This window comes from Bradyrhizobium sp. 187, assembly GCF_023101005.1.
Taxonomy (GTDB): Bacteria; Pseudomonadota; Alphaproteobacteria; order Rhizobiales; family Xanthobacteraceae; genus Bradyrhizobium; species Bradyrhizobium canariense_D.
Map to the genome: position 1 here is coordinate 6,374,709 of NZ_CP064693.1, position 20,031 is coordinate 6,394,739.

18 protein-coding genes and 1 pseudogene are annotated in these 20,031 nt (G+C 61.6%); 2 read left to right on the forward strand and 17 right to left on the reverse strand.

Annotation, left to right across the window (positions count from 1 at the left end):
- Positions 1 to 15: 15 nt before the first annotated feature.
- The 9 genes from IVB19_RS30790 to IVB19_RS30830 all read right to left on the reverse strand — a co-directional run bounded on the left by IVB19_RS30790 (position 16) and on the right by IVB19_RS30830 (position 10,849).
- The gene (locus IVB19_RS30790; RefSeq protein ID WP_346283634.1) at positions 16 to 2,217 is read right to left on the reverse strand and encodes a xanthine dehydrogenase family protein molybdopterin-binding subunit; all 2,202 of its coding nucleotides are present in this window, start codon (positions 2,215 to 2,217) and stop codon (positions 16 to 18) included.
- A complete protein-coding gene (locus IVB19_RS30795; protein WP_247820546.1) occupies positions 2,214 to 3,194 on the reverse strand; it encodes an FAD binding domain-containing protein in 981 nt (326 codons plus the stop codon). Before IVB19_RS30795 ends, IVB19_RS30790 begins: the two co-directional genes overlap by 4 nt.
- Positions 3,194 to 3,802 (reverse strand): (2Fe-2S)-binding protein, encoded by a 609-nt coding sequence (locus IVB19_RS30800; RefSeq protein ID WP_247820547.1) that lies wholly within the window; start codon positions 3,800 to 3,802, stop codon positions 3,194 to 3,196. The genes IVB19_RS30795 and IVB19_RS30800 overlap by 1 nt, the downstream gene beginning before the upstream one ends.
- A 113-nt stretch (positions 3,803 to 3,915) precedes the next feature.
- Positions 3,916 to 4,284: a hypothetical protein gene (locus IVB19_RS30805; protein ID WP_247821730.1), complete on the reverse strand. Its 369-nt coding sequence runs from the start codon at positions 4,282 to 4,284 to the stop codon at positions 3,916 to 3,918.
- A gap of 154 nt (positions 4,285 to 4,438) precedes the next feature.
- Complete coding sequence (locus tag IVB19_RS30810; RefSeq protein ID WP_247820548.1) at positions 4,439 to 5,395, reverse strand: cyclase family protein; 957 nt, start codon at positions 5,393 to 5,395, stop codon at positions 4,439 to 4,441.
- Positions 5,396 to 5,420: 25 nt separating this feature from the next.
- Positions 5,421 to 6,203: an SDR family NAD(P)-dependent oxidoreductase gene (locus IVB19_RS30815; protein WP_247820549.1), complete on the reverse strand. Its 783-nt coding sequence runs from the start codon at positions 6,201 to 6,203 to the stop codon at positions 5,421 to 5,423.
- Positions 6,200 to 7,621 carry an MFS transporter gene (locus IVB19_RS30820; RefSeq protein WP_247820550.1) on the reverse strand — a complete coding sequence of 474 codons (1,422 nt, stop codon included), beginning with the start codon at positions 7,619 to 7,621 and terminating at the stop codon, positions 6,200 to 6,202. The genes IVB19_RS30815 and IVB19_RS30820 overlap by 4 nt, the downstream gene beginning before the upstream one ends.
- A gap of 98 nt (positions 7,622 to 7,719) precedes the next feature.
- Positions 7,720 to 9,048: a histidinol dehydrogenase gene (gene hisD / locus IVB19_RS30825; protein WP_247820551.1), complete on the reverse strand. Its 1,329-nt coding sequence runs from the start codon at positions 9,046 to 9,048 to the stop codon at positions 7,720 to 7,722.
- A 22-nt stretch (positions 9,049 to 9,070) separates the two neighbouring features.
- On the reverse strand, positions 9,071 to 10,849 hold the full coding sequence (locus IVB19_RS30830) for a CocE/NonD family hydrolase (RefSeq protein ID WP_247820552.1): 1,779 nt from the start codon (positions 10,847 to 10,849) through the stop codon (positions 9,071 to 9,073).
- A 176-nt stretch (positions 10,850 to 11,025) separates the two neighbouring features.
- Here IVB19_RS30830 and IVB19_RS30835 point away from each other — a divergent pair, with 176 nt between their 5' ends.
- A complete protein-coding gene (locus tag IVB19_RS30835; RefSeq protein ID WP_247820553.1) occupies positions 11,026 to 11,841 on the forward strand; it encodes an FCD domain-containing protein in 816 nt (271 codons plus the stop codon).
- Positions 11,842 to 12,085: 244 nt separating this feature from the next.
- Here the strand turns inward: IVB19_RS30835 and IVB19_RS30840 are convergent, their stop codons facing one another.
- The 3 genes and pseudogenes from IVB19_RS30840 to IVB19_RS30850 all read right to left on the reverse strand — a co-directional run bounded on the left by IVB19_RS30840 (position 12,086) and on the right by IVB19_RS30850 (position 14,121).
- Complete coding sequence (locus IVB19_RS30840; protein WP_247820554.1) at positions 12,086 to 12,685, reverse strand: c-type cytochrome; 600 nt, start codon at positions 12,683 to 12,685, stop codon at positions 12,086 to 12,088.
- Between the two features lie 155 nt (positions 12,686 to 12,840).
- Positions 12,841 to 13,595, reverse strand: a pseudogene (locus IVB19_RS30845) ((Fe-S)-binding protein); the annotation flags it as partial.
- Positions 13,588 to 14,121: a glycolate oxidase subunit GlcE family protein gene (locus IVB19_RS30850; RefSeq protein ID WP_247820555.1), complete on the reverse strand. Its 534-nt coding sequence runs from the start codon at positions 14,119 to 14,121 to the stop codon at positions 13,588 to 13,590. The gene IVB19_RS30850 and the pseudogene IVB19_RS30845, both read right to left, overlap by 8 nt.
- A 127-nt stretch (positions 14,122 to 14,248) precedes the next feature.
- Between IVB19_RS30850 and IVB19_RS30855 the strand changes: the two genes are divergently transcribed.
- Entirely contained in the window at positions 14,249 to 14,509 is a 261-nt protein-coding gene (locus tag IVB19_RS30855) for an integrase core domain-containing protein (protein WP_247820556.1), read from the forward strand.
- Positions 14,510 to 14,865: 356 nt separating this feature from the next.
- On the opposite strand, the gene IVB19_RS30860 is transcribed toward IVB19_RS30855, so the two are convergent.
- From IVB19_RS30860 to hisD (IVB19_RS30880), 5 genes are all read right to left on the reverse strand, one after another.
- Positions 14,866 to 16,266, reverse strand: coding sequence for an NAD(P)(+) transhydrogenase (Re/Si-specific) subunit beta (locus IVB19_RS30860; protein WP_247820557.1), 1,401 nt, complete (start codon positions 16,264 to 16,266; stop codon positions 14,866 to 14,868).
- A gap of 10 nt (positions 16,267 to 16,276) precedes the next feature.
- Complete coding sequence (locus tag IVB19_RS30865; RefSeq protein WP_247820558.1) at positions 16,277 to 16,594, reverse strand: proton-translocating transhydrogenase family protein; 318 nt, start codon at positions 16,592 to 16,594, stop codon at positions 16,277 to 16,279.
- Between the two features lie 11 nt (positions 16,595 to 16,605).
- Positions 16,606 to 17,748: a Re/Si-specific NAD(P)(+) transhydrogenase subunit alpha gene (locus IVB19_RS30870; protein WP_247820559.1), complete on the reverse strand. Its 1,143-nt coding sequence runs from the start codon at positions 17,746 to 17,748 to the stop codon at positions 16,606 to 16,608.
- Between the two features lie 106 nt (positions 17,749 to 17,854).
- Positions 17,855 to 18,622 carry an SDR family NAD(P)-dependent oxidoreductase gene (locus tag IVB19_RS30875; protein WP_247820560.1) on the reverse strand — a complete coding sequence of 256 codons (768 nt, stop codon included), beginning with the start codon at positions 18,620 to 18,622 and terminating at the stop codon, positions 17,855 to 17,857.
- Positions 18,623 to 18,712: 90 nt separating this feature from the next.
- Positions 18,713 to 20,020: a histidinol dehydrogenase gene (hisD, locus tag IVB19_RS30880; protein WP_247820561.1), complete on the reverse strand. Its 1,308-nt coding sequence runs from the start codon at positions 20,018 to 20,020 to the stop codon at positions 18,713 to 18,715.
- Between the last annotated feature and the right edge of the window lie 11 nt (positions 20,021 to 20,031).

A 20,031-nucleotide genomic window follows, 5' to 3' on the forward strand; every position in this document is an offset into this window, starting at 1 on the left:
CCAAGCTTCTTCTGTCTAGGCCGCCAGGATCTTCTCCGGTGTGATCGGAAGGTCGCGGATACGGAGGCCGATCGCGTCGTAAACGGCATTGCCGACCGCGGCTGCCACGCCCGTCGCACCGAGTTCACCGATGCCCTTGGCGCCGAGCGGACCCGAGTTGGCGTCGAATTCATCGACGAATCCCACATCGATTTCAGGCGGGATGTCGGCGTTAACCGGGAGTGGGACGCCCGCCAGATCCTTCGCGAGCCAGCGACCGAGTGTGGGCTCGAAGTGGCTCGCCTCCATGGCCGCCATGCCCCAGCCCCACACAATTCCGCCGATCATCTGGGAGCGCGCTGTCCTCGGGTTGATAATCCGTCCGGCGCTGTAGACGCCGGTTGCCCGGCGCAAGCGCAGCAGACCGAGTTCCTGATCGACGCCGACCTCGACGAAGATCGCGCCGAAGGTGCGCGCCGGAAACGCCGGCGAACCCATATCGACGGGTGCGCCGCCCGGAAGATCGAAAGCGCCTTCGGACGTGAGCTCCGATACGCCGGCCTCACCGAGCACTTCCCGAATGGTGCGGGCTTCGTTGCCACGCATGATCCGGGCATCCCGCATGGTGACGTCCTCGGCTGGCCAGCCTGCGAGTTTCGCGAGCTTGGCGCGTACCCGATAGGCAGCCTGCTGGACGGCAGCGCCCGTACTAATGGTGGTTCCTGAGCCGTACGTCGGACCCGAATAGGGTAGATCGGTGTCGCCTGCGACCGCCAATATCTGCTTGGGATCGAGCCCGAGGACCTCTGCAGCTACCTGCGGGAAGATGGTCGCAGGGCCAGTGCCGATGTCGCAGAAGCTCGACTCGATCCGCGCCGTGCCGTCCGCTTTCAGGCCAATGCGTGCGGTCGAATGGAAGCGCGCCTGACCTTGGCTGCAATCGGCCATGCCGCAGCCAATTCGCCAATGGCCGTCCCGGGTGCCACCCTTAACTCGCGTACGCCAGCCGAAGCGACGGGCCCCTTCTTCATACGCCTCCCGCAGCTTTTTGGATGACCACGGCTTGCCGCTTTCCGGATCGGTCTCGGCGTAATTGATAAGACGCAAGTCGAGTGGATCCATGTCCAGCGCGCGCGCCAGTTCGTCCATGGCGGAACCGAGCGCCCAGGAACCTGGACCGTCCCAAGGAGAGCGCATGAAAGTTGGCAAGGTAACGTTGCCGCGGCGGATGCGATGGCTGGTGGTGATGTTGTCGCAGGCATAGAAAGAACGTCCGGGAACTGCGCCGAACTCGACATAATCCTCCGTGACACCGGTGATGTTGGTGGTCGCGTGGCCGACGCCGAGCAGCTTGCCGTCGGCGCCGGCGCCCAAACGCACGTCATGCACCATCTGGGGCTGCGGCCCCACCATCCCATACATTTGCTGCCGCGTAAGCACGAGCTTCACCGGCCGACCGACGACCTTCGCGGCCATCGCCGCCAGGATTTCGTGCGGCCAGACAAAAGCTTTGGCGCCGAAGCCGCCACCGGTATGCGGAGAGACAACGCGGACCGATGTCGTCGGCAGACCAAATACGGCCGCCATGACATTCTGCACCGCCGGCAGATGCTGCACGGCGTCGTAAACAGTGAGATGATCCCCTTTCCAAGCTGCGATGATGGCGGAAGGCTCCATCGGGTTGGCGTGTCGGGAGGGCTGCGTGTATGCCGCGCCAGTCTTGACCGGAGCTGCAGCTATGGCTGCCGGCGCGTCACCCTTGTTGAAGTCGAGCGTATTCGACATCGAATAGCTGCCCTTCTTCGGGTCGGCCGACACGACGGCAGCCGTCTCGGGCACGATGAACGCGGCGCGCTCATAGCTGATCCTCACGATCGTGGCTGCCGCTTCCGCTGCTTCGAGGCTCTCGCCTACGACGATCGCAACCGGCTGCCCCTCATGGACGATATTGTCGCTCTGCATCGGAATGAAGCGGGTGGCGAGCGGCGGCACCGTGATCTTGTCGAGATCGGCGTGAATCCGCGGCATGTCGCTGGCGACCAGAACACGGGTGACACCGGGAATGGCAAGCGCCGCCCGTGTTTCGATCGCGCGGACGCGCCCGGCAGGAACAGCAGATGCCACCAAAACGGCATAGAGCTGTCCGACCTGATTCTGATCGCCGGCATAGCGCGCAGCGCCCGTCACCTTCACCAAGCCGTCGGCACGCGCGATCGGTTGTCCCAAATTGCCCATCATGCCCTCGCTGCGAGTTCGATCGTGCGCAGCGCGGCATTGCGCGCCAGCTTGATCTTGTAGGCGTTGGAGGAGAGCGGCCGCGCGTCGGCGAAGCCCGCGTCGACGGCCGCCTCAATTGCCGGCGATCCAAGTTTCTGACCGACGAGACGTCGCTCCGTCTCTGCGAGGCGCCACGGTCGCATGGCCACCGAGCCGAGCGCGATACGCGCCCGCCGGATCACGTCGCCTTCGAGATCGAGGGCGACGGCCGCCGAGACGGTGGCGTATTCGTAGCTTTCCCGTTCTCGTATCTTGAGATAGGCGGATTTCGGCGCCGGTCGACCGATTTCGATTCCGACGATCAGCTCGCCGTGGCGCAGGACGCTGTGCGCCGTCGGATCCTCACCCGGTAGCACATTGAATTTGCGAGCCGCGAGTCGCCGCCCGCCGTTCTTATCCTCCGTGATAAAGTCGGCGTCCAATACGGCAAGCGCGACTGGTGGATCGGCCGGGTGGACGGCAACGCAATCCTTGGTCCAGCCGAAAATCGCGTGTTTCTCGTTGAAGCCGTGCACCGCGGCGCAGCCCGAACCGGGAATGCGCTTGTTGCAGGGGGTTGGCTCGTCGGCGCGGAAGTAAGGACAGCGCACGCGCTGCAACGGATTGCCGCCGACAGTCGCCAGATTGCGGATCTGCGCCGAGGCGGATTTGAGGATCGCCTCCGAAAGAACCGGATAGGAAGCACGGATGAGCGGGTGCTGGGCCGCGTCGTTCAGCTTCGTCAACGCGCCGATGCGGACGCCGCCATTCGGCAAGGCTTCGACACCCTCCATGCCGGGAATGCGAGTGATGTCGAGGATCCGCGCCGGCTCGGCGATGCCGATCCGCGCCCAGTTGAGAAGCTCCGTTCCTCCGGCCAACACCATCGTGTCCGGCAGAGCCGCAAGCGCAATCGCGTCAGCGCGCGAGGTCGCCTGCGCATAGCTGAAATCGCGCATCACGCTTTCTCCTTGGCAGCGGCTTCCACAGCGGCCGCGATCTGAGGATAGGCGGAGCAACGACAGATGTTGCCGCTCATCCATTCGCGAATTTCCGCGTTCGAGCCGGTGTGGCCCTCGGCGATGCAGCCCACCGCCGACATGATCTGTCCGCAGGTACAGAACCCGCACTGGAAGGCGTCGTGATCGATGAAGGCCTGCTGGACCGGATGGAGGTGCGGTCCGTCCGCCAGTCCTTCGATCGTCGTGACCTTGCGCCCGTCCGTTGCCACGGCCAGCACGAGACAGGCGTTCACCCGCCGGCCCTCCAGCAGCACGGTGCAGGCGCCGCATTCACCGCGGTTGCAGCCCTTCTTGGTTCCGGTGAGTTGCAGCCGCTCCCGTAGCATGTCGAGCAGCGTGACACGAGGCTGCAACTCAAGCTGATGATCGATGCCGTTGATTTCGACATGCACCATGGCAAGTGCCTCGAAGTGCTTCGAGGTGGATTCGGCCGCGCCGGCCGTATCCGCAGGAACAATGGCCGCCCCGGCTGCAGCTATGGCGCTGCTCCGCATCAGATCGCGGCGCGAGATCGTTGTTTGGTGCTTAGACATCGTGCTTTCCATTCGGCAATCCCCGCTTTTGGGCGATCAATGCATTATCCACCTGATGAAGCGAAGTGCGTTTAAGTCACGGGATTGGTGACACCCACTCAATGTTGAAGAGAACCGGCAAGGTTCTATTGCGCCTTTTCATGTTCGGCGATGCCCACGGATTTATAGTCATACGTCGGATAGAATTCGGTGCGGTACGGCCCCCACGCGGTATCCTCGAGCACTCGGTTGACTTCGCGGATACGGTTCGCTGGAAATCGCAAGGTGACGATCTGGCCGACACCCATGACGACGTTCCAACTGACCACCTCGACGCCGGGCGGCGGGAATTGCTTGTAAAATCCCTGCCTCGCGAGCTGAGCGTTCAATTCAGAGAGCGGCCGTGATTGATCGTGTCGAAGGAAGACAGTCAAAAGAACCGCATTTTCCGACGTGGCCGTCGCACTGCCGGCCTGTGGCGCCGAAACGCCCTGAGCCCCGGCCGTGCGGATCATGCAGCCGGCGATGGCAGCAACAATCGCAATGCATGCCAATGTCCGTCTCATTCCTTTCTCCTTTCGAACCGACTAATTCAAGATTGAGACACCCGGCAATGGGCTGCGGAAACTTGCCTGAGCGGGCAGACTGCTTCGGGTCTATTTCAAGTCGTTACTTGATTGCCTGAGGATTGATCGGAGAACCGGCACCACCAGGGAGGTGAAGCGGGGGAGCCGTGAAGAAAAATTCATAGACGCGGTCGGCGGCACAGTCCTCGGCGAGTTCCTTCAGATAGAATATCTCGCCCATCGAGATGCCTATCGACGGGATCACCACCCAGTGCCAGGGCTGGTTCGCCTCGCTGGTCTCATTGGGTCTGACTTCGCAGCCCCAGGTATCGCTGCAGATCGCCGCAATGTCCTTGTTCTTCAGCCAGAAGCAGGTTTCGAAGGCAAAGCCGGGGGCTGGCCCCCCGGCATAACCCGTCCAGTCGCCCGCACTAAGGCACCGTTCCTGATGGCCTGTGCGTAGGATTACGAAATCGCCTTTGCGGATTTTGACACCCTGTGCCTCGGCGCAGCCGTCGAGATCGGCGCAAGTGACAGCATAGCCGTCGTCCAGCGAAGGCACGCCCTTGAAGCGCGCGACGTCGAGCAGTACGCCTCGTCCGACCATCTTGTCGCGAACATGCTCGATGCCGAGCTTCTTTGCGCCCTTCACATCGACGAGCCGCGCGTCGTACCCATTGTACATCTTATCGTCGAGGAAAACGTGGCAGAGCGCATCCCATTGGGTCGACGCCTGGCAGGGCATGTTGATCGCATCGTCGGCATAGCGGAGATATGGAAGGGGCTCGTCCTGAGTCCCCGCCGCAGCGTCGGTCCCAGTCGCCAGCATGGTGTGGATCGGATTCCACCGCCCGCCGAACAGGCCAGACTGAATCGGCTCCTTTAGCGATAACCCTAGAGAAAAGACCTTACCCTTGCGAACCAAGCCCGCCGCGCCGACGATGTCGGCCGAAGTGACGTTGTTCAGCGTGCCGATCTGATCCTCATCACCCCACCGGCCCCAATTGGAGATTTTTTTCGCTGCATCGTAGATGTCCTGGCGCGTAAGTCCGGTCTTCATGGCTTGGTCCTCTTAATGTGAGTGATCATTCGGCGGTCCAGCCGCCGTCGATCAGCATCGAACTTCCGGTCATGAGCGCCGAGGCATCGCTGGCGAGATAGACGATAGCGCCAGTGAGATCCTCGACCCGCCCGATGCGTCCGAGTTTGATTTTATCGAGGACCGACTGTCGGAAGGCAGCGTCGCGGAAGAAGGGCTCGGTCAACGGCGTCTCGATGTAGGTGGGGCACAGCGTGTTCACCCGGATCCCGTGCGGGGCGAGATCGATGGCCATCGCCTTCGTGAATCCCTCCATCGCCCATTTGCTGGCGCAATAGAGCGAGCGGCGTGGACTGCCGACGTGGCCCATCTGGGATGACATGTTGATGATCGATCCGCCGCGACCCGCGTTGATCAGACCGCGGGCGACGCTCTGTGCCACGAAATAAGTGGCGCGAACGTTGAGGGCCATCACCGTGTCGAAGTCCGAAATCGACACGTCGGTGACGAAATTGGGCCGATTGGCGCCCGCATTGTTGACGAGGATATCGACCGGCGGCCGTCCGGCGAGCACCTTGGCGACGGCGTCCAGATCGGTGACGTCCAGTGTCACCGCTTCTGCCGCACCGCCTGCCCCATGGATCGCCGCGGCCGCCGCCTCGATCTCGTCAGTGGTACGGGCGCACAACAGGACGTGCGCGCCGGCAGCCGCCAAGGCGGCCGCCGCGGCCAGGCCAATCCCCCGTCCCGCCCCCGTGACGAGCGCGCGTCGCCCGTCGAGTCGGAACGACGGCGGAGCCGGGAGCACCACGTGTGGAACGGCACTCACAGCGCTGCCGCCTTCGAACCGTAGAGGGGTGAATTCTGAGCAGCAGGCACGGCGGCGTCGTCATCAAGGGAGAGCGCTGCGTCTTTCGTTTCCGGCGCAAAGAAGAAGCAAACGCACAAGACCAGACCGCATCCGGCTAGAAGCAGGAATGCTGGCAGTACGGCTGCCTCCGTTGCTTTGGCGGAGACAAGATTGTTGGAACCGGCAATCAGCGCGAGGCACAGCGGGCCAAGAATTTTGCCGAGCCCGTTGGCCCCTTGCGCGAACCCCGAGCCGCGAGCCGCAAGCCGCGTCGGGAAGATCTCGGCCATGTATGGGCTGAGAGTGCAATAGCCCCCGTCGTAAAAGATGGCACCTGCCGCAAGAGTCAGGACGAAGACGGGGATGCCCAGCACGAAGGTGTCATGGAAGAGTGCCGCGCAGCCCAGAAAGACAGCGATGCCGAAGCCGAGAATTCGGCCGGACCACACTCGCCCGATCCTTGCCGGCAGATAGGAGAACATGGCGCGGCCCAGAAGGCCTGCGATCGATATCCACACGAAGTATTTCGCCGCGGCTGCGACGTCGATCTTGAGGAGCATGGAGGTGATGGTTGGTCCCCACAGATAGACCCCATAACCGGCCGTGCTCATCGTCAGCCAAATCAAGAAAGTGAACCAGAAGCGGCCCGGCCGCAGATAGAGCTCTCCCAGCGATGCGGAAGGCTGCCGGACAATGACGTCCGCGTCCGCGGGAACGTCCGACACGTTGCGGCCCGCCAGGGTGGCAATCGATCGACGCGCGGCATCCGACCGGCCTCGAGCGAGCAGCCACCGCGGTGACTCTGGCATCAACAATGCGAAGGGTACGCACAGGAGCAATGGCAAAAGACCGAACGCCGCCACCCCGCGCCAACCCAAAACATGCATCAAGCTGGCGCTGGTCAGCGCGGCGAGCAACGTGCCGACGGAAGGCAGCATGATCGGCCAGCCGAGCAGCTTCATGCGCATCGGCGTCGGCGTGATCTCGACGATCATAACAAGCTGAAGCGCACCGATACCGCCCAGTCCGGCACCCACCACCAAACGCAGCACCGAGAAGATCGGCCAGCTACCATCGGGCACGAACGCGAGCCCACCCGCGCCCAGCGCGCAAGTCATCGTCGCCGCGATCAATACCGGCTTGCGGCCGATCTTGTCGCCCAATGCCCCGAACAACAGCGCGCCAAAGATCGAACCCAGGCCGCCACTCAACAGCATGATCGAGGATTCAAGATAGGTCAGATGCCAGCCAGGGCCGAGTGAGGCGACAAGGAAGCCAACGATGTAGAAATCGAAAAAGTCGAGAGCCCAGCCTGCACACAACGTCCCGAAGCTCGCCCAATATCGCGAAGACGGTCCGACCTCGTCATAAAATTTCAACATCGTAGGGGCGTTCATTGTACAACTCCCTTCAGGGGCATCGCTGTATTCGAGCCGAGGAGCAACAACATTTTTTCTATTGACCGTCATGCGGAGCCTGCCGCTCCGCGTGCTTCCTATTCGGGGGCGGCCGATCGCGGTTCCGCCGCCTTGCCGTAGGGCACGTTCCGTCCGCCGTAACGGCGCACACGAATGTTCGCCTGCTCGCCGTGCCCGACAAATCCTTCGAGAGCGCACAGTCGGCTGCAATATTCGCCGATCATCGCGGAGGCAGCGTCAGTGGTGACCCGTTGGTACGTACAGGTCTTGAGAAATTTTCCGACCCAGAGCCCGCCGGTGTAGTTTGCGGCCTTCATGGTCGGCAGCGTATGATTGGTCCCGATCACCTTGTCGCCGAACGCGACGTTGGTACGCGGCCCGAGGAACAGCGCGCCGTAGTTGGTCATGTTGTCGAGGAAGTGGTTGGGATCTTTCGTCATGACCTGGACGTGCTCGGAGGCGATGTCGTCCGCGATCTTCACCATCTCATCGTAGCTCTCGGCGACAATGACTTCGCCGTAGTCTTCCCAGGACTTGCGGGCGATTTCGGCGGTCGGCAGGATCTGAAGAATCCGTTCGATCTCAGCCATCGTGTCGCGCGCGAGCGCTGCCGAATTCGTCAGCAAGATTGCCGGCGAGTTGGGGCCATGTTCTGCTTGGCCGACCAGATCCGTGGCGCAAATCTCGCCGTCCACGCTCTCGTCGGCAATCACCAGGGTTTCGGTCGGCCCGGCGAAGAGGTCGATGCCGACACGACCAAAAAGTTGGCGCTTGGCTTCCGCCACGAATGCGTTCCCCGGCCCGACCAGCATGTTCACCGACGCGATGGTCTCCGTGCCGATCGCCATCGCCCCGACGGCCTGGATGCCTCCCAGACAGTAGATCTCGTCAGCGCCAGCTAGATGTTGCGCGGCGACGATGGCCGGTGCCGGCTTGCCGTGAAATGGGGGCGCACACGTAATGACCCGGGCGACACCAGCGACCTTGGCTGTGAGGACCGACATGTGCGCCGAAGCGAGGAGCGGATACTTGCCTCCGGGGACGTAGCAGCCGACGGCATTCACCGGGATGTTCTTGTGACCCAGCACGACGCCGGGCAACGTCTCCACCTCCACGTCCTTCATGCTGTCGCGCTGGATCTGCGCGAAGTTGCGGACCTGCTCCTGCGCGAAGCGGATATCGTCGAGATCGCGCTGGGACATCTCGGAAAGGCAGTCGTTAATCTCTTTTTTGGTCAGGCGGTAGTCCTTGCGGTCCCATTTGTCGAACTTGATCGAGAGCTCGCGCACGGCCGCATCGCCTTTGGTCGCGATGTCCGACAGTATGCCTTCGACCGTTGCACGTACCTTCGCGTCGTCTTCCGCGCGCAAGACCGCGTCGCGTCCACGCTTCAAATGTTGAGCCATGATCCGTCTCCTGCTTCGGAAATCACTTGACCGGGATGATCGGCAAGAGGAGGTAGTTTTCGCGACCTCCGCCGATATGGATACGCGTCTCTCCGTTGAAGCGATCCATCGTGCGATCCCGCGGATCGTCGTGCAGGAAGGGTCCGCAGCCGGTGAACTCGTTCTTCATGTTGGAGAGCCGGCCGCCGCTGCCGCCGGAGTAGACGTAGTCGCGACCGCGCACGCTCAAACCGACGCGGTAGCCCTTCGGGACCACGATGCAGGTCGGCCAAAGCTCGATATCCAGTTCGTAAGTCTTGCCGGGTTCGAGGGGCTGCACTTCGTCATGAGGATGGTACGGCCGATAGTGCAAGCTCTTGGCCGGATCGAGCTTCCGGTGAGAGGCGCGAAGCCATCCCTGTGCGATCGGTGTATGCGGATCGAGCGCGCCCCGGAACGCGATTTCTTTCATGTCCGGCGCGAAGAGGCGCACGACCAGGAACAGGTCGGCATCCGTTGTGCTCGAAGACACCTGAAGCCGCGCTGTGATCGGCCCCGTGATCTCCGTCTCCGTTTCCATCGGATCGGTCAGGAACGTGACGCCGTCGCCTAGCGCTCGGAAAACGATGTCGGCTGAGCTGGCCGGCTCACCTTGCGCGAGGCCATAGGCTTCACTTTGCAGGTGGAATTTTGTCCACTGCGTGCGCGGGATCGGCCACGCCTCCTCGAAACGCTGGGCGAACTTCTCGCCGGGGCTGCGAATCTGCAGCTGTACCTTGGGCTGCTTATCCCAACCGTTATCTTCGCCCTTCAGAAAATAGTCGAAGAACCGTCGTTGCAATTCGACGCCATAGTCCGTGTAGAAGTGGGTCCAGTGCTCGATACCGTGCACCTCGAGCCACTTCTGTTCTGAAGCAGCGTTGACGAAACCCTCGAAGTTACCGCGCGGATGAAGACCCTGGCCTCCCCAGTTACCCGCGGAAAGCAACGGCACCTTGACCTTCGACAGGTCGGCCGACCGCTCGCGGTGATAGTCGTCGTCGAGCGGATGTTCGAACAGCTCGCGCCACATGTCGATGCGATTGGCGCCGAGCTCCTCGTCCGTCAGCGTGGGCGGGCCCGAGACCAGCTCGCCATTAAGACGGCTCTTGTGGCCGCGCGTGCCGAGCCCATGCTGCACGACCTTCAACTGCATGTCGTACCAGTTCTGGGCGAAGGTGCAGTAGATGCCGCCGTGATAGATGTAATCACGGTAGTGGTCGGTCATCCCCTCCCACAGGCAGATGGCCGCCAGATGCTTCGGCTGAAGCCCGGCGACTTGCCATTGATTGATGGCATAATACGAGATGCCGTTCAGTCCGACCTTGCCGTTCGACCACGGCTGCACGCCGCCCCACTCGATGCAGGCGGCGTGGTCCTTGGTCTCGCGAGAGTCGCGAGGATTCATCACGCCCGGTGAACGGCCCGCGCCGCGGCTGTCGACGCGCACGACGACATAACCGTGCGGCACCCATTTTTCGGGGTCGACGACCTCCCATGCCTGATAGCGGTTGCTGCTGTTGGCGAGCACATCGGGAAATTCGTCGACCATCTTTCGCCAGGCGGTGACGTAGCCGTCCTCGAAGTGGAGCAGCTTGGCGTAGGGGCCGTAGCTCATGATCACCGGATAGCGTCCCTCGGCAATCGGCCGGTACACGTCGGCACGAAGGATCAAGCCGTCATCCATCGGGAGCGGCACATCCCAGTCGATGCGCATGCCATCACGAGTTTCGCTGCGGATCGGGCCGGCGAGTTCGGGCGTGGCGATGATCTGCTGATTCATAGGACTTTCCTCCACTGCGACGCGGCCTGGCCGGGGCGAGATCGGCCTCTTACGGGCGATTTCCGCGCCATCATGAACCCAAAATTTCTGCTGTCAATCTTTATTTGGATAGAAATATATAATTTGGAAATTACTGTCTACTTTGGGAATCGAAGCCGATGGCGTAAGGGTGAGCGATGCGCAAGTTGTTGGACAACCAGAAAACTCAGGCCGAGACATTGGCGAACGCCATTCGTCAGGAAATCGTCAGAGGTGTGCTCAAACCCGGCGATCGTCTCGGCATGGTCGCGCTTCAGGAGCGGTACGAGACCGGGATCAGTCCTTTGCGCGAGGCACTCTCGCGGCTGACTACACTGGGATTGGTCACGGCCGAGGGACAGCGGGGATTCCGCGTCGCCCAGGTTTCCGCGGCCGACCTCATGGATCTGATGAAGACGATGGTCTGGGTGGAGACCACGGCGCTGCGCGCGGCGATCGCGCAGGGCGACCGCGACTGGGAAGCTGAGATCGTCGCATCCGCCCATCGGCTCGGGATCAATGATCGCGGCCAAAGTGATGCGCGCTTTTTCGATGAGAAGTGGGAGGAGAATCATCGGCTGTTCCACCGATCGCTTGTCGCGGCTTGCAGGGCCCCACGCTTGTTGGACTACCGAGCCCATCTCTATGAGAACGTCGATCGCTATCGCCGGCTATCGGCCTTCTATGAGCTTGGGGCGCGGGACGTTGACGGTGAACACAGAGCGATTGTCGACGCGGTCTTGCGTCGCAACGCCAGCGAAGCGGCAAATCTCGCAGAAGCACACCTTCTCGAAACGACCCGCAATCTTCTGAGCAACGATCCCGAAACGGCGGACAGTGTCGACGAACAGATGGACAAACTCACCGCAGAGATTGCCGCTGGCCAAGGCGCTCTTTTTCGACCACTCCCGACAGCCGCAAAAGCGCCAAGAGCGAAGCGCGACGCACTCGTTACTCCGGAGACAGACTCCTGAGTAGCTTCGCGAACCCGGGGTGCAAAGGTGCGCGCCGCGGCATAGAGCTTCGCGTATTCTCGCTCAGCTAGTTGGCCCATTCGGTTCGGCACGGGATTCCCTCGCGCGGTTTGGCCCTTTCTTGTCAACGAACGGTAAGTCATCCAGCGAGGCCGGCAATCTTGATTCGAACAATCAAGTTGCGCTCGATAAGTCTTAAGGGGGGTCGATGACCCTGCCTCGCTCGCCAAAGGCTGACTTGTCGTCACGATCCCGTTACGGGCATGACTTCCGATCGATTTTGCCCGAGCCAGTCTTCTTTCCGGTCGCCGCGTAACGCCTTGCAGAACGCAGTCTCGTTCTTTGCGTCGCCACAACGTTGTGACGCAAGCCTGTCCGCCGCCATGCTGGAGACGGATCCGGCAAAGGAGATGCCCCGAGATCGCGATCGCGGCGTAGAGAGAACTCTTTCAACATCAAGATCACTGTTGGTACGAGAAAGACTGGTCGCTATTGCGGAGCGGAGCGGGCGACGACCGAGCTCGATACGCGCGTCCGCACCGACTTGACGGCGTCCGCATCGACCGGCGAAGTCGCATTGCCCCCAACTGTTTCGGATGTAGGTGACGACGGCCGCGACCTGACTGTCGTCGAGACGAGCCGGCGAGGTCGGAAACGCATCGGTGCCGGCGCCCCTGACACCGGTCAGGATGATGCGGATCAGCGTGGTCGGATCGTCCTGCGTCAGGATGGAGTTCTCTTCGTAGAAAGGGCTTGCCAATCTGAGAGACGCGTTGGCGGTCCTGCCAAAGAGTTGACTCCAGTCTGCTGCGCTACCAGTGCAAATTCCGGCGACGTTATGCATCAGATCTTCCAAGATCGATGGTTTGTTCAGCGCTCGCGATCTTAACGGCTGCGGATTTCCGGCTTCGGCTTTACGTTCGTCACGGGAACTCCAAGGGTATTCAAATCAATTGACACGCCGTATGCTCCTTTGATGGCGACTGGCAGCAAGGTACTGATCAGTGTGCGTGCAAACGCTAGGCTCTGGCTGTGTCGGCCCATGTGGTGGACTAGCGCGCCGCAGCAGCCCTCCCGCGCCGGCAACACGACCTCGATGCCGTGGCGGTTGAGCAGCCGGATCGTCGCCTCGTTGATGGATGGCTTCAGCACCGGCTGGGCACAGCCTGTCAGCAACGCCACCCGGCCCTTGCGCTCGTCCTGCGCCGGAAAGACTTGGACCCGACCGGCGGGTGGCCACGCGGCCACGGCGACCGCCGCTAATCGCAGCATGGCGTTGAGACGCGGGCCGATCTTCGGCAGTTGTGCCAGCAGAGGTCGCAACGGCCGACCGAGCCGCGCCAAACCGAGCGCCACGCGGAACCGGCCCGGATAAGGTAGCACGGCGGCGAGTGCAGCGCGCAGCAGCCGTTCGTGCCACGAGCGTTGGTAAGTCCGCTCGATATGGCCGCGGGCGTGGTCGATTAGATGCATGTAATTCACGCCGGACGGGCACGTAGTCATGCATGAGAGACACGAGAGGCAACGGTCGACATGCTTGACCACCTCGCTAGTCGCTGCTTTGCCCTGCTCCAGCATCTCTTTGATCAGGTAGATGCGGCCGCGCGGGCTATCGAGTTCGTCGCCCAGCAGGACGTAGGTAGGGCAGTCGCGGTGCAGAAGCCGCAATGGACGCATTTTCGCACGATTTGCTCCGACCGAGCCACACGCGGATCCTTTAGTCGGTCTGGGCTGAAGTTCGTCTGCTCATATATCTTCCCGCAGGCGGCCGCGATTAAGGACGCTTGCGGGGTCGAAGTTATGTTTCACGCGAGCGGACAGCATAGCCAGTGCGGTTTGCTGAGGATGAAATACAGGGGTCCTTGAACGAATCTCGTCGGGAGCACGTACTAGTGTTGCATGGCCGCCGAATCCGTCGACGGTTGCGCGGATTGCTGAGACGCAGGCGGCGGACGTAGACTTGGTCGCAAGCCAGATGAGCGCCCCGGCCCAGTCATAATACCAGCCGGTAACTGGCGCTTCCGCTTTTCGGATCGTTTCGACCACGCGCGAGCCCTCGGTCGGCGAAGTTGAAATTCGCCAGATATGCGAGTCGAGCGCTGCAAGCGGCACAACGTCGCGGACGGACGCCCATAACTGCTTTGAGTCTCCTTCAGCAAGGCATTCGCAATGACGCCCTTTAAAATGAGCAATGAGATTTTTCTTGCGCTGGGCTATCGATATGGCGGGGCCTTCGAGGCGGAGAGCCGTGACGCTTTGATTTGACTGCAAACCGCCCACGGGCGGGGCTGACTTTGGCGGGAGCACCCTCAACATCACCTATGGGGTTCAGTTCGCCGAGATCCTGTCGGACAACGGGGCGGAGTTCGCCTCCCGCAATACTCCCGAAGAGCATCCATTCGAGGCTATGCTGCTCGAGCTGGGCATCAAGCATCGGTATACCAAGCCCTACCGGCCGCAGACCAATGGCAAGGTTGAACGCTTCTGGCGGACCCTCGATGACGACGTCATTGAAGGCGCGACCTTCGACAACCTCGATCACTTCGCCAACGAACTCTTCGAGTACATCGTCTACTACAACAACTTCAGGCCTCATCAGGCCCTCGGCGGCAAGTCTCCAAAGGATTTTGCCGCCGCCAAAACCGAAAACCTTCGATCAGCGAATTAAAGAACTTGCACAATTACGTCAGCTTAGGACGATTCAGCAAACATCGCTGCGGATCGGATCTCAATATACGCGGAAGCGGAAATGGTAATGGGGAAGAAGACGATCAGGCACAAGCCCATCAAGTCCAGCTGCACGACAGACGGCCACGCGCTTAGCGGCGACGCAGTTGCAAGGTCGGAATATGACGCAAATGAACCTCACATACCGCGCGCGGCAGTGCAACAGGCGTCGCTGCGGCCGTCGCTAACGCCGTTTATGCCGATCACTCCGCTTCAGTTACCAGCCTATGGTGCTGGTCAATTCATCTAAGCCCCAAGTTATCGGCCGAGCGGGTCGACAGTCGACCCGCCCTCCGCTTACATCGCCTTGACGATGTTCTCGGTCATCTTCTTGGCGTCGCCGAGCAGCATCATGGTGTTGTCGCGGTAGAACAGGGGATTGTCGATGCCGGCGTAGCCCGAGGCCAGCGAACGCTTGATGAACATCACGGTGCCGGCCTTCCAGACCTGCAGCACCGGCATGCCGTAGATCGGCGAGGTCTTGTCGTCCTCGGCGGCCGGATTGGTGACGTCATTGGCGCCGATCACGAAGGCGACGTCGGCCTGCGCGAATTCGGAGTTGATGTCCTCGAGTTCGAACACCTCGTCATAGGGCACGTTGGCTTCGGCCAGCAGCACGTTCATGTGGCCGGGCATGCGGCCCGCGACGGGGTGAATGGCGTACTTCACCTCGACGCCTTCCTTCTTCAGCGTGTCGGCCATCTCGCGCAGCGCATGCTGGGCCTGCGCCACCGCCATGCCGTAGCCAGGCACGATGATCACCTTCTGCGCGTTCTTCATGATGAAGGCCGCGTCGTCGGCGGAGCCGAGCTTCACGGGGCGCACTTCGCCGCCTGCACCGGGTCCGGCCACGGCGCTTTCGCCGCCAAAGCCGCCGAGGATGACCGAGATGAAGGAACGGTTCATCGCATGGCACATGATGTAGGACAGGATCGCGCCGGAGGAGCCGACCAGCGCGCCGGTGATGATCAGCGCGGAGTTGCCGAGGGTGAAGCCGATGCCGGCGGCGGCCCAGCCGGAATACGAGTTCAGCATCGAGATCACGACCGGCATGTCGGCGCCGCCGATCGGGATGATCATGAGCACGCCGAGCGCCAGCGCGAGAACGACGATCAGCCAGAAGTCGAGCGCGCTGCCGCTCAGCACGAGGCCGACGATGAACACCACCAGCGCAACGCCGAGCAGGATGTTGATCAGATGCCGTGCGGGCAGGATGATCGGCGCGCCGCTCATGCGGCTCGACAATTTCGCGAAGGCGATCACCGAACCGGTGAAGGTCAGCGCGCCGATCGCGACGCCGAGCGACATTTCGACCAGGCTCTGCGGATGGATGTTACCGGGCGTGCCGATGTCGAAGGCTTCGGGCGCATAGAACGCGCCGGCCGCGACCAGCACCGCGGCCATGCCGACCAGCGAGTGGAACGCCGCGACCAGTTCCGGCATCGAGGTCATCGGTACCCGGCGCGCGATCACCGCACCAATGCCGCCGCCAATGGTGATGCCGAGGATGATCAGCACCCAGGCGAGGCCATCCGTCGGCGGATGGGCGGCGAGCGTGGTAGCGACGGCGATGGCCATACCGGCCATGCCGAGGAAATTGCCCTGCCGGCTGGATGCCGGGCTGGACAGCCCGCGCAGCGACAGGATGAACAAGACGCCTGCAACGAGATACAGGACTGCAGCGAGATCGGCGTTCATCGGGCTGCCCTTACTTCTTTTTCTTCTGGTACATCGCCAGCATGCGCTGGGTGACAAGGAAGCCGCCGAGAATATTCACGGACGCAAAAATCAGCGCGATAAAGCCGAAGCCGCGCGCCCAGGCAGCGCCGCTGCCGACCATATTGACGCCGGCCGCAAGCAGCGCGCCGACCACGATCACTGAAGAGATTGCGTTGGTCACCGACATCAGCGGCGTATGCAGCGCAGGGGTCACCGACCACACCACGAAGTAGCCCACGAAAACCGCGAGCACAAAGATCGAGAACCGGAACACGAACGGATCGACGGCCTGTGCGATGTGACCCATGGCAGCGCTCCTTAAGCAGTCTCAGACGGATTTTTGGGCTGGAAATTCGGATGGATGACGAGGCCGTCCTTGGTCAAAGCGGTGGCCTTGACCAGTTCGTCGTCCCAGTTCACCGCGAGCGCCTTGGTCGAGTTGTCGATCAGCGTCTCGATGAAGGAGAACAGGTTGCGCGCGTACAGGCTCGATGCCGAAGCCGCGACACGGCCGGCGACATTGGTGTAGCCGACGATCTTGATGCCGCCCACGTCAGCGACTTCGCCAGGCTTGGCGCCTTCGACATTGCCGCCGCGCTCGACCGCGAGATCGATCACTACCGAGCCCGGCTTCATCGAAGCGACCATCTCGGCGGTGATCAGACGGGGCGCGGGCCGCCCCGGGATCAGCGCCGTGGTGATGATGATGTCCTGCTTCTTGATGTGCTCGGCCGTGAGCGCTACCTGCTTGGCCTGATACTCTTTCGACATTTCTTTGGCGTAGCCGCCGGCGGTCTGCGCGTTCTTGAATTCCTCGTCTTCCACGGCAAGGAATTTCGCACCGAGACTTTCCACCTGCTCCTTGGTGGCCGGGCGCACGTCGGTCGCGGTGACCACGGCGCCGAGACGGCGCGCGGTGGCGATCGCCTGCAAGCCGGCGACACCGACACCCATCACGAACACCTTGGCGGCGGGAATGGTGCCGGCCGCGGTCATCATCATCGGGAAAGCGCGGCCGAAGGCCTCGGCGGCCTCGATCACCGCGCGGTAGCCGGCAAGGTTGGCCTGCGAGGACAGCACGTCCATCACCTGCGCGCGGGTAATGCGTGGCATCAATTCCATTGCAAACGCCGACACGCCGGCGTCCGCGATCGTCTTCAGCGCGGCTTCATTGCCGTAAGGATCCATGATGGCGATCACCAGCGCGCCGCGCTTGTATTTCGAAAGCTCGGACGCCTCCGGCCGCTTCACCTTGATGATGATGTCGGCATCTTTCAGCGCATCGGCACTGACAGTGGCACCAACCGTGCTGAATTCGGAATCCAGCAGGCCGGACTTGATGCCGGCGCCCGGCTCGATCGCAATATCGATGCCCAGCGCCTTGAACTTCTTCACAGTGTCCGGGGAAGCAGCCACCCGCGGTTCAGACGGATCGATTTCCTTGGCAACGGCAATCTTCATGTCCCGATCTTCGCTCCGACCGTACAGGATCTACGACGCGCAAATCCGAATGAGAGATATGGCATGGTGCAGTCTCTTCTGAGGAACTTGCCTGGTCGGACGTGGATCAATCAGCCGTCCAGCCGCCATCGACGATCAAAGACGACCCCGTCATCAGGGACGATGCGTCGCTCGACAGGAAGACGATCGCCCCCATGAGGTCTTCTACCGTACCAAGGCGTCCAAGCTTAATCCTTGAAAGGACGTCGGCTTTGAATTCCTTGTTCTCGAAGAATGATTTCGTCATCGGTGTTTCTATGAAGGTCGGGCACAGGGTGTTGACTCGGACCCCGTTCGGCGCAAATTCGATGGCACACGCCCTTGAAAAGCCTTCCATCGCCCATTTGCTCGCACAGTAAAGCGACCTGCGCGCGCTCCCGACATGACCCATCTGGGAAGACATGTTGATTATGGATCCTGACCTTCCGACTTCAATCAGCTTTCTGGCGACCGCCTGCACCATAAAGAACGCGGAGCGGACGTTCAGGCCCATGACCGCTTCATAGTCGTCGAGGGTGACGTCGACCATCGGCTTTGGCCTGTTCGTCCCGGCGTTATTGATGAGAATGTCAAACGGCTCGGCGGCGTCTATAGCGGCAGATACCGCCCCGAGATCCGTTACGTCCAAACATAGCGCGTCGGCCCGATACCCTTTTGCCGAAAGCAGCTCGACCCCCTGGCCGATTTCTTTTTCGGTCCTCGCGCACAGCGTAACGCTCGCCCCGGCTGCAGCTAAGGCCGTCGCCGCCGCCAACCCGATGCCGCGACCAGCACCTGTCACAAGCGCACGCCTGCCTTCGACGCGAAAAGATGGTGTCATGGGAAGATCGTGCATGAGAGGCTCCGTAGACCGTCCAGTCTGGCTTATGCGCTTCCGACGGGGGGTGCGGCGCATGGCGCCGCGAGCCCCGTCGACTTCCGGACATTATTCCGCTGCAGTGCCGTAGGGGATATTGCGGCCCCCATACCGTCGCACGCGGACGTTCGCCTGTTCAGCGTGACCGACGAAGCCCTCCAACATGCACAGCCGGGAACAATACTCACCAATCATTGCCGATGCGGCATCTGTGGTTACGCGCTGGTATGTAACGGTCTTGAGGAACTTGCCTACCCACAAGCCGCCCGTGTACCGCGCTGCCTTCATCGTCGGTAGCGTGTGATTGGTTCCGATGACCTTGTCGCCGAAAGCCACATTAGTTCTGGGACCGAGGAACAGTGCGCCGTAGTTGCTCATGTTCTTGAGAAAATAATCCGGGTCGCGCGTCATGACCTGGACGTGCTCCGAGGCGATGCGGTCTGCTTCTTTGACCATTTCCTCTTCGCTATCGCAGACGATGACCTCGCCGTAGTCCTCCCAAGCCTTTGAAGCGACGGACGCGGTTGGCAGGATGCCGAGCAGCCGCTCGATTTCGGCCATCGTCTCATGAGCAAGCTTCCGCGAAGTCGTAAGTAGGATAGCGGGAGAGTTACCCCCGTGTTCGGCCTGACCTAAGAGGTCCGTGGCGCAAATTTCGCCATCGACCGTATCGTCCGCAATCACGAGGGTTTCCGTCGGTCCTGCGAAGAGGTCAATACCGACGCGGCCGAACAATTGGCGCTTCGCTTCAGCGACGAAGGCATTTCCCGGGCCGACCAGCATGTCTACGGCTGCAATTGACTGCGTTCCGATCGCCATTGCACCCACAGCCTGAATTCCGCCGAGACAATAGATCTCGTCGGCCCCCGCAAGATGCTGTGCCGCCACGATCGCCGGCGCGGGCTTCCCCTGGAACGGCGGAGCGCAAGTGACGATGCGGTCGACACCCGCAACCTCCGCAGTGATGACAGACATGTGAGCGGATGCGAGCAGCGGATACTTGCCACCTGGCACGTAACATCCGACCGAATTGACGGGAATGTTCTTGTGACCCAGGACCACGCCAGGCAGCGTCTCCACCTCGATGTCGTGCATCGATTCACGCTGATGCTGAGCAAAGTTTCTAACCCGCTCTTGCGCGAAACGGATGTCTTCGATGTCCCGCTTGGAGAGCTCTCCGAGACAGCTCTTGATCTCCGCGTCGGTCAGGCGATAGTCGGGCCTGTCCCACCCGTCGAACTTAGCCGACAGTTCTCGTACGGCGGCGTCGCCGCGATTCTCGATATCCGACAGGATATCCTCTACCGTCGCTCGGACCTTGGCATGATCTTCGGCGCGAAGTACTGCATCGCGGCCGCGTTTCAGGAATTCAGGCATGATGATTCTCC